The sequence below is a fragment of the Desulfotomaculum sp. genome (genome assembly GCA_003513005.1).
In the GTDB taxonomy this organism is placed as follows: Bacteria; Bacillota; Desulfotomaculia; order Desulfotomaculales; family Nap2-2B; genus 46-80.
Genome location: DOTD01000016.1, coordinates 40,654 through 51,638, shown reverse-complemented (window position 1 = coordinate 51,638; position 10,985 = coordinate 40,654). Strand labels below are relative to the sequence as shown.

3 protein-coding genes are annotated in these 10,985 nt (G+C 45.8%); all 3 read right to left on the bottom strand.

Annotated features, from left to right (window positions below; genetic code table 11):
• Window positions 1–366 precede the first annotated feature (366 nt).
• Complete coding sequence (locus tag DEH07_01465; GenBank protein HBY03221.1) at window positions 367–570, bottom strand: hypothetical protein; 204 nt, start codon at window positions 568–570, stop codon at window positions 367–369.
• A gap of 46 nt (window positions 571–616) precedes the next feature.
• Window positions 617–727, bottom strand: coding sequence for a hypothetical protein (locus tag DEH07_01460; protein ID HBY03220.1), 111 nt, complete (start codon window positions 725–727; stop codon window positions 617–619).
• A 231-nt stretch (window positions 728–958) separates the two neighbouring features.
• On the bottom strand, window positions 959–10,246 hold the full coding sequence (locus DEH07_01455; GenBank protein HBY03219.1) for a hypothetical protein: 9,288 nt from the start codon (window positions 10,244–10,246) through the stop codon (window positions 959–961).
• Window positions 10,247–10,985 lie beyond the last annotated feature (739 nt).

The window sequence follows — 10,985 nt, the reverse complement described above, 5'->3', positions numbered from 1 at the left end:
AACACCTCCAAGCACCCATGAAGGCGCAATTGTCCGCCCGGCGCTTTCCACGGCAGGTTCAAAGCATAAAGTCAAAGCCAGTTCCATCCGGCTCAAGCCCGGAAAGCGTTCTGTCGTCCAACGGATCAATTCAAGATCCTTTTCTGTGAAAAGACGATCTCCGATCCAAAATGGCGGGTTCCATCGTGGCTCCGTAACCTATCACCCCAACGCTATGATACAACCACGCCATCAAATTGTCAACCCCTATCACATTAATTTATCGCGGCTCCTTAGTCTTTTGCATCTGCATGGATTTAAGAATATTGCCGCCAGCTTACGTAAACTGGGGTGGAATCGCGAACTTGCTCTGTCACTAATTGGTATTTAGTGTGACTTTGCCGGAGACCTGGGTATTGGTTTATTATTTTCTACTTCATCCAGTAACCATCCAGAAGCTGCGTCAATAGCCATGTCGATAGCGTCAGTTAAGGTATCGCCTTCGGTTATGCACCCCGGCAAATCGGGGAAAATGACAGTATACCCTCCTTCTTCGCAAGTATAAAAGCAGGCAGGATAAATTAATTTCATCAAGAATGACCTCCATTTATAATATATCGCATTCACAAGCTGAGGCTTACTTTAGCCCTGCTTGTTTCAAGATTGAGTTTATTGTCTTGGGCTTTATTTCTTTATTGTGGCAGGGTATCGATATTTTTCCGGGCTTGGTTGGATGGCTTAATAGCAATACGCATTATACGTATTGTCAACATGACTTTTAAAGTTTTTATGAAAAAGTTTTAAACGGCGCCTTCCCGGCTGGTAACCCCGCTCGGGGCCATGTGGAAGCGAAAGCTGGGATACTGCCTCCGGCTGCTCCCGCTTTTTATTGGTTAATAAAAACCCGGGTTATTTACCCGGGCTTTGTTATTTAGCAGTTTGTTTTTGTCTTTGTATATTTATTTAGGCAACTAACCTTCTAGAAACTATACTTCACAATCAACATCAGTTCATCAAGATTTGTCAGCTGTTCAGCGTCGGACATGGATAATGTAAACATTGTGTCCAAAGCAATATCACTGCTGTTTCCTTTATAGAGTAAAAAGTCGGATATCAAAGAGAAGTCTACATCATTCTCATTAATACTAATCGAAAATTCGGCCGGTTCACTCTTGGCTCTGGCCATGAAAATCACATCTTCTATGGCCGCATCCAGTGTTTGAGCCATGTAGGGCAGCCGGAATTTATCAATTTTCAAATCTACGGTTCCGTTTTTCTTTAATAAGTGCCATTCATTGGGGTAGTCATGTTTTAAATTGATGGCGACATGCAGGCCTTCCTGGTTAAGTCTTTGCTTTATTTCAGCCAGGCGTTCTTTCAAGGTGGTTTCCGCCAGCCCTCTCAGAGTTGAACCTCCTTCTCTGGCAGTGTATTTTACATGCAGAATGACGTCCGCAATTGTATTGTAATCAAACTGCCTGATTTCCTGCGGAAGCTCCAGTCTCCAGCTGCTGACGGCTCCGGCGCCTTCAAACGGCAGGTAACGCTCATCCCGGAAATTCAGTTCAAATACGCCGCTGTCGTTTTGCGAATTACTTGCGGCAATAGATTGAATAGCTCCCAGATTGTATGCAAACCGCTCATCATTGCCCAAGTCCTCATCATATTCTGTTCCCATAGCATTGTCCGGATTTGTGTTCTTCCTATACTTATTGCTTACCAAAGAAAGTTTTGCGCTCACAGAAGTATATGGTCCGGTGACGCAGGGCAAACTGATGCTTATGGATTTCAGCCTTCTGAAATATTGCCCCGGATAATCCATATCGAACAAAGCCTCCGGAAGATCAAAATCGCAAACTCCCGTTGACTTGAACTTAATTAAAGCCAGGGGATCCAGTATCGCAAGCGAAACATGTTTGGTAAGTTCGTATTCCCGCTTGTTCTTATCCAGGTAGCTGGTTTCCATGCGCTTTATATCGTAAAGGAGATGATCGGCGGTCTGCAAACCTTTTTTCATACTGTCCCAGTAACCATATTGAATGAATGTGTCATCTCTGCCCAGTTCAAACTGGTAACTTTTTTCCGCTTTTTTAGCAAAATCATGCGCTAATTGATAGGAACGGAAATACACTGAAGTGATCTGCCCGATCATCCAGTTGTACAACTCCACATTGGTAAACTTGCTGCGCATAAATTCATCTGTTTTCTTGGCGTTTTCGATTTGCAGTTCATGATTTCTCAAGTCGGTTTCTGCCATATCTTTCCTTATTTCTGCTGCGGCAATTTGTTTTTCTATTTGGGCCAACTCTTTTTTAGACAGACGTTCCTGCAGTTTCCAGTCATCATATCGTCTGTCGAACCCGGCCAGGATAGAAGCCCTGTTCGCTTCGTAGGAAGCCGCGCTGCTTAGAATATTCAACACATCCGCTCCTGCACCGGCAGCCTTGGAAAACGCCATACCTCCGGTTTGAAAAACTGCTTCCGGTGACCCACCGAATCCATTAGCGCCCAGATGTATTTCAGGAATAAGAGCCAGCGCTCCGGAAACTGTCCTCAATATCTGAGCCGACAGTTGATAATCCTGCGCTTCGCTTAATTTATCCAGATTTAATTGTTCTTTAGAAATTATCTTTTGAATACTCGAGTAATATTGCTCTCTTTCTTCAGTCACCGCCTTCGTTCTCTTCAGAACTTCGATCTGTCCCTTGGCTTCCTCAATCGCAAGCTGCTTCATATCCTTAACCATAAGCAGCAGTTTAATTTCCAGGGCGCTGCGGAGCAAAGACAATGCCTCGGCGTCTTTCTTCTCCATAGCCTGCAGCAGAGCGTTGCCCAGAGTTCTAACCTCCTGAGCCAATTCAGTCGCTTTTTGAGAAAGTGTGCTGAAGCGATAATATGGCGCCGGAGCATTCATGCCGGCAATAACGGCCGATATATCCAGACCTGCGGCGGCTGCCCGCACCAGCATACCAGGATCAATGGGCGGCGCAAATAGGGCCAGGCTTCGTTCCACCCCGTCAATGTTCTGACAATGGCGAATCTTGAACAGGCGATCAGCGATACGGTCCCAGTATTCCTGTATTTTATCGTTTTGGGGAATGCAGAAATAAAGCATGGACAGGGTGATTGGAGCAGGAGGCAGTTCTTCTCCTCCTTCCGGCAATGCCGATAAGTCGGGCAGGATATTCTCCAGTTCAATCAAGGCGTTGCCGAAGGAATCTATTTTGTTCTTGATCTGATTATAGGTTTCATAAGGTTGCTTAATGACCGGTGGTACGACTCTGGGTTTGGGACCCAGCAGTTTATCGGCCAGAATATACATTTGCGTAGCCTGCGCAATCGATTCCATGGTATCCTGTCTGAATAAGCAGTCGCCCCATTCGGTAAGATTGTCGATGTATTTCATCAACAAGGCTTTCTGGTAAGCCACCGGCCTGAAACGGGCCACCACATGCGGCTTAAACGGTTTGTTCCGCCATTGTTCGATAGCTGCTTCCAGTTCTTTTATTTCAGGCGTACCAGCGGCAACTTTATACATCAGATTATTAATAAGTTGATCTTCATATTCTTCATCGTGAGTAAGGTAAAACGGTTTGGTTACCCAATATTTCTGCGGCGCCGGGCCTTCCAATGCCCCGGTGGGATTAAACATAAAGTGGAACCAGGTCAACGCTTCTTCGTACCTCTGATTTTGGGTCAGCCGGGTGGCAACTAAAAAAGGCAGGTGGAAAAACAGCTCCCAGTTGTAGCAGCTGTAGCTCCCGCCGACCGTAAAATCGATATCCTCGACCGGATAAAAGAATATTTCTTTATCTAAGGTTTTGATGCCGTATGTTTTGGGAACAAGGGCTGTGGGCTGATAATAGTTTTTAAAATTAAAATCCGGATTGATGTACCGCTGTGTCTCCCGCTTCATTAAGGCAGGGATTCCGTCTTTATACAAAGCTGCCCTGAGCGGACAGACCAGGGGGTGATACATGTTCCTAAATCCCTCACCATATTTTAAACCGGTATAAACCTGAAACTCATGCACGATTTCCAGGACGTCATCAATAAGCTCAGCCTTTTGCTCCTCAGTTGGAGAGGAATTTGCTTTATATTGTATATAAGCTTGAATAAAAGCGACAATATCTTCAAGCAGCTGCAGGACATCTGAAACTGTCCGTTTTATATTCTGGTATTCAGTCTCCCCTGACCCGGAAATACTGATGTTTTCCCCAATTAATCCATCAGGCTTATTAACCTGGGCTGCCTTTTCGTAGAATCCGGGTACGATAACATAAGAATGTACGCTGTCTTCCATATAATAAGGAAGCAAAGTCCCCAGGGGTATTTTCGCATAACGTAATATGGCTTGAACACTGGCTGTGTTTTTTTCCATATTGGCATAATTAATTAAAAAAGGCCAACAGAAAGCAAGGATATCAATTATAGTCAACTGGTGCGGATATGTTAGTCTGAATATCCCCGGAGTCTGTAACAACAATTCGTCTATTTGTTTGCTGGCCAGTATTGAATGTTCACCTAAAACAGCCAAGTCATTTTCAACGTTTTCCGTCTCTATATAACGCTGGTTAATTAATTTGGTATCCGTAAACTTGGGAAGAAAATCAAAGGTTAACGGAGTGGCCGCAGGGATAAAATCAGCCAGTTCGGGATATCCTTTGCAGCCTGTAAGGTTAAAGGCGCCCGCCAACACTTCATTATCGAACTCTTCTGATTTAATTGTATTATAAATAACAATTTGCTGGGCAAACACATTGTAAAAAAGCTTGAAATTCTCTCTCGGTATATCATCAGAAGTATAATAATCCGGTGTCATGATGGCGTCGGCAGATATTTTTTTCGGCTGCCATTTTTGATTGGCAAATTCACTGATGGCCAACTGGACCTTGAGTTTACGCTTCGGCTTGTCTACAGGCTGCGGATCCGTTGTACTCTGATCGGGCAGAGTGTATTTCGGCTGCGGGTCCGGTTCTTCGGAGAACACCGGCCAGGCCAGGTATAAACGGTGATTGCGCATAAAGGCCAAAAGGTGGCTGCCGGTGATGTCCAGTTCCACTTTTCCCCATGGTGTCCAGTATCGTTCCTGCTCGAATCTGCGGTAATAATAGAGCGCCGGATCACCGCCTTTGGTCCTGGCAAAGACATGCATAGTCTTTATATCCACCTGGTACCATACAGCCACAACTTCCAGGAAAGATATATTGTCCAGCTTTTCCAGATATCTGATCAAGGCTTGTTCCGCATTGTAATCTGTGAGCTCATTTTGCTGCAGTTCATTTTCCATTTCAGTAAATAAGAAAGATTTATCATCTCTAAGTTCTGCTTCAATCCAGTTTTCGGGATAGAGGAACACCTTGCGGTTGGCTTCCCAGACACGGTAATTTTTCATCCATTTCCACTGTTCCCAGCCCGGGTCATCTTCCACATTTGCCGCTGCTTTAGGTTCAAGTCCCATCAGGCAGCGCTGTACAAAAAGCTGAACGACGCCATGTGCCTGTACAATCCTGGACGAAGGCATACCTGCTTCCATCTCTACATCTATTAAGAAGTGGTCATATAAATCATTGGTATCTTTAAATTCGGGATTGACGACCAGCAGATAGGCTATCAAGGCATTTCTTTTTTGCGGGCGGATTGAGTCCATTATTTCCTTGAGTGTAGTAAGCCAGGTATCTTCATCATAGCGGGATTTAAGGGATGTACGCAGCTGTTTGGTTTCCTCCGCGCTCAAAACCGGATCAATCAAAGCGAGAACCTTTTCCACGGTATAGCCCAGCTTCCGAAGGTGCTCCAGGCACGTGGTTATCGCTGTCCAGTTTTGGACATGGCGGTAATACTCCAAGCTAAAGACGGGACAGAGGTGATTGGCTGCCGCTGTTACATTTTCTTTATCATAACCGATTAACAAAGCAAACTTTTCCAGGTACTCTTCCTCTGTAACTGTGCTGCCGGGCAGGAGCAGTTCCAAAACATTGAAGAAAGTAACGGGATTTTCCGCATCGGCGGGATTAGGTACGGGAGTGAGCGTTTGAGCCAGGGAAAGGAATTGGGTAAAATCAGCATACTTTTGATAATCAATAGATGTTTGCCCGGTTTGGCAGGGAATGGCATCCAATTCCATCCATCCCAAATCAGCGTTATGGTTTAAGTACCACTCCAGTTCGTCATTTTCCAATTCTAAAGCACTAACCAGGGGAAGCAGTTTATGCAGCAGACGCAGGGACTGGAACTGCTCCGGGAATGCGGCAGCGTTTATAGAAGGCAGGACCGGTGTGGAGTGTGTATCGTTGGTATCGATCATGGCATCGGAGGATAAAATTTCGCTTAATAAGTCGTTTCCGGGCGCAGCCTGCTTCAGTTTTCCGTACTCCATGAGAGTGTTTATACATTCGGTATCTGCCTTGAAGGTAGCGGCAAGCTGCTCGGAGAGTACGGCTTTTTTATCCGTTGTGTACAGGTAAGCCGTTAAGGCTTCCATAAAAGCTTGCAGCAGGGCATTCCGCTCTGTTTCCAAGACAGCGTCAGAAGCTGCCTCCAGAGAATCTATGCAGGTTAAAATGCTTCCTATGGAACCCGTATCCAGGAATGGCCCAAGTTTGGCTGTAATCATTAATTTAGCGTCTGCGGCTGATGTCCATTGCCGGTCAATAAAGCCCATCATGGTTTGAACATCTTCTTCACTCAGCCCCGGATTTTCCGGATCGTCCTCATTGTATTTAGGCAACTGGGACAATAGCGCCTGCAGGCCTTCTTTTTGATTATCGGCGGATAAGTCAGGATTGAAAGGAGATTTATTGCCTGAAAAAGCCCTCTGGAATTCTTTTTGTAGTTTCTCCAGTACTGTTTGTACTTTTTCATCTTTTATTTCCCGGTCAAGCAAATTGGAGGCATCATGCCTGAGCATAAACTGCAGATCGGCAGCCTTTATTGGAGAAGCCTGAAAGATTCGTACTGCTTTCACAAAATCAAGCGTCTTTTGAGGCGCCTCCTGTATATTAATCCCTGTTAATTGAACCAGAATAATAAAATCTTCAGCTTTAATCTTCAGTTTGCGCATTAACCGTGAAGCCGCAAACAGGTAACTGAGATTGGCAAAGGTTACATGCCCGTCCGGTAAGATTTTGCATAAAACAGTTAAATCTTTTTCCGAAATTTGCAGGCAAACCGCAATACTGGTCAGGCAGTTTTCTAAAAGCTCAGAACCACTGTCTGCTTTCTCGGGCAGTAAGCGTTCATCGATAAAACCGGTCTTGGCTTTATTCAAAAATACCTGGTAATAAAGAGGCTTGGGCGCGTTATCAAAATCAAAGAAGCGGTGGGGAAGTCCACCGTAAAAACCGGCCAGTTCATCCGGCTTGATTCCTGTTTCTTCAGCAATTTGGGTTAATGCCGCCATGCGTATCAGACAGGCGCCGAGATGGTTTTGATCAGCGCTGTGCTGACAAATTATCTGATCAAGGACCTCTAATTTCAGCCCTGTCTTTTTCTGCAATCTAAGGAACCGGTGTATTCTGTCCAGAGCTGCGATATCAAGATTGGCTATTTCTTTTTTAGTAAGATCACTGGAAAACACAGGGTTGGCGGCGGATGGGTCGTCATAATTGTGGAGTATAAAAAGCTTCTGCTCCGGGTCAATAAAGTTGAGACAGAGCAGTAAAACCAGCTCATCATAAGTAAGGCCGGTCTTGTCCAGGAAATGGTCCAATCTTTTCATGTACTCCACGATGCCGCCATAAACAACGGGATCTGTATCCCAGTGTGAAGGAGTATTCCAGTACAATTCCTGATTGCTGATCTGCGGACGGGGATTGGCGATTAGATCACGCTCTTCGTCGGTCAGTCCCAGTATTTCCGCCGCAATGCCGCTGTCAGCCGGGCTGCCGGAAACCTGGAAAGCAGACATTAATTCAGCGCGGGAAATATTAAAACGGGAAAAATAAGCTTTAGCCTCGACATGGTTCAAATCGAAAGGAAGTTGGAAAGCAAACTTTGCGCCGGCCAATTCTTGATAAACCTGGCCGTTTACATACTCCGGCGCAGCATCAAGCTCTTCGGCGGCGGAGTATGTTTGTCTTAAACGTTTCACCCGCCAGCTGCCCCCGCCAAGATCGGTAAGTTTGCAGACGGCTTTGTCATCACGAAGATATTTTACAATTGGTGGTAAAACAGCCGGGGGTGGATCCGATATTTCCGTATCAAAGAGCTGTGCGTTTTCCGTAAGGGGAATATCAGCCGCTTTACAGGCTGCCAGGAGATCGGCAGAAACCGTTCCTGCGTCAGGGATAGGCCCATCGGAGAGAACCCCGCTGTATATAAATCCGTTATCCGGAATAATGGCATCTTCTAATTGTTCACAAACCAAATCAATGTAAGGCACAGGTGTTTCAGCATTTTCCACTCCTAAATCTATATCTCCCAAATCAGGGCGGCGTTCGAACAGTATTTCCTTTGCCAGGCAGTTACGTTTTTTCGGCGTGGTGGTCAGGTCTGTTACGATTCTATTGTCAAGAAACTCCAGGATCTCCACCAGGTAAGCGGCGGGACTGAGTACAGAACGTCCATGCTCACAGGCAAAGTAGTCTTTAAGTTTAAAAAGTGACTTCAGGTTGGGGAAATCCTGACTTACCGCTTCGAGCTTTTGGGGGAGTTTCTTTTTTTGCAAGGCTGCTAGGTCCGTAGACCGCATCATGTCCTGCATGTTGCCGGCAATCAGCATGGAAGCTACTGTAGTCTGCTCAGCCTTCCTGTAGATGGCTTTGGCTTCTTTTTCCTTGATTCCGGCTTTGGGCGCAACCTCTTTCAGGAACCGGGTCTTACCCAGGGCTGTTATACTGTATGCCGACCGGACTTTGTTTTCCAGCAAGGCGTTGGTTTTACCATAATGAGGGACTAATTTAAAAACACGCTGCATAGTTTTTAATTCTTCCCGCATAGATGAATCTGTCTCTGAAGTTAATTGCTTCTCTTTCAGAAAAAGATCAAGGTTCTGGCTTTGTAAATCGAAATCTTCATGTTCCGTTAAAAAGTCTGCGATGGCTTTTTGATTTTTGTATAAAGATTTTTTCTCACGTCCTAATTGAGCGGAAAATGCAGCCGTAGGATACAGTTTCTCCATTTTCCGCACCAATGAAGAAGCCTGTATGCTGATAACCTTTTTATTCAGTGGTTTGCCGGCCAGATTAATTTTATCTGCTGTTTTGGTAAGTACCTCCTGCCAGCCTTCTTTATTCAAGTAAGCCAGTTTCCGGATATCTTCCTTTTCATTAATTTTCAGTGATTCTTTGACTTCAGAGATAATCGTTTTTTCATAACCAAATAACTCACCGAGCATAACCGATATTTCCGATACGCCCGCTGCTTCGGCATCCGGATACACATTATTATCAGACATTGATTTCAGGAAAGCGCTTAGATCATCCTTATTTTCTTTGAACAGCTTTTCCACGGCTGATATTTTATCTTCCAGGATAAAGTTGCTGATCAGCCCGATAATTTTTTGCGGACGTTCATTTTGGTAATAGGCGGAAGCCTTATCCTTGTATTTCTGCAGTTTGGTATAATTATTTTTACATTCTTTTTTCATATTGGAGGAAACGATCATTTCCTTCACGGCAGTATCTACGTCCTGCTTAACTATTTTCCAGTCAACCAGGGCCATGTCATAAAGCAAAGGCAGAATCTCCGCATTGACATCTGCATTAAACCTTACAGGAAAAGACCCGGATGCTCCGCTTTTTAAAAAAGTGTCTTTGCGCAGGAGAGCGTAGAAAAAATCGGCGTCAATCTTCGATGCGGCCTGCAGGCGGTGGGCAACAACAAGGTGCTCTATCTTTTCAGCAGGCAGGCCGGTTTTCCTGGAAAGGAAAGTTATATCACGGTGCTGCTCATTTTCCTGTAATTCAGTAAGAGGAACCCGTCTAACGACTGCATTAATTTCTTCCAAAACAGAATCATAATCCGCTGCCTCGGGTTTAATATCTTTATCAACAATAATATTGATCTCTTCTCTGTCTGAAGCGTTAAATCTTACAATATCTAACCCTGAAGAAAACAGCAGATTTTTCTTTGTCTTTGTGAATACTTTGACGGTTATATCATCCGGCCGGCTGCTTTTCCATGTAATCTCGTATCTCCCTTTTTTATCGGTTACGGATTCACCCAGCAACTCCTCCGAACGCATATCGCGGTCATAAACACAGACTGTCAGATTAGCCAAAGGTTTGTTGCGCTTATCGGTTATTCTTCCAAACGCTTTTGACATTTAGTACCTCCCCTTTTTCTTAGACTATCCAAACTAAACTGCCTATTGCATCCATGAAGGCAGGTGGTCGGCAAGCCACCAGCCCAGGGTTTGAGTATATGCCGGCCTGGATTCATCTAGCACACCGGCGCTTCGCAATACCGATACGGCGCCTTGATCAAGAGCCGTTGCGCCTTCTGCGCCTAAGCCGCTGATGCTGTAATCCCCGTGCTGCCCTGAAGGCCGGGTAATCCCCCTCCAACTGTCTATAGCATCGCTCGCTCCCGTAACATTCATTAATCCGCCTACACCTTCATCCGCTAACCGCCCTAATGCATAACCGGCGGCGCCGGAACCTGCGACAGCAGCGGCAGGGCCCAGGGCAGCGGCGCCGGTCGTTAACGCTCCACCAACAGTAGTGGCGCCGGCAAGTTCCAATCCTGCGCCTGCCAATCCAACAGTCCCGACCCCAGAAGAGAAAAAGCCTAAGGCGCTGCTCACTGCATCTCCTCCTCTTTCCAAAACCGGACCTTGCCTGGAAATGGCGTCTTCAAAGCTGATCGCATTGCTGATTACCCCCAACGGAGCCAAGACTGCGCTTGCCCTGCTCATTCCCATGGGCAGCCGGCTGCCTACGATGGAGCCAGATGGGCCAAATACTCCAGGAAGCCTTGAGGCCGGCGCCGATATGGCATCCTCGGCGCGCAGCATGGCATCCCATCCCCTCATTCCCCTTAATCTGATCGCAGCATCCCTAAAA

What these genes read in the sequence shown, in the direction of transcription:
- DEH07_01465 (HBY03221.1), bottom strand. Translation starts at nt 570, where the DNA reads ATGAAATTAATTTATCCTGCCTGCTTTTATACTTGCGAAGAAGGAGGG.
- DEH07_01455 (HBY03219.1), bottom strand. Translation starts at nt 10,246, where the DNA reads ATGTCAAAAGCGTTTGGAAGAATAACCGATAAGCGCAACAAACCTTTG.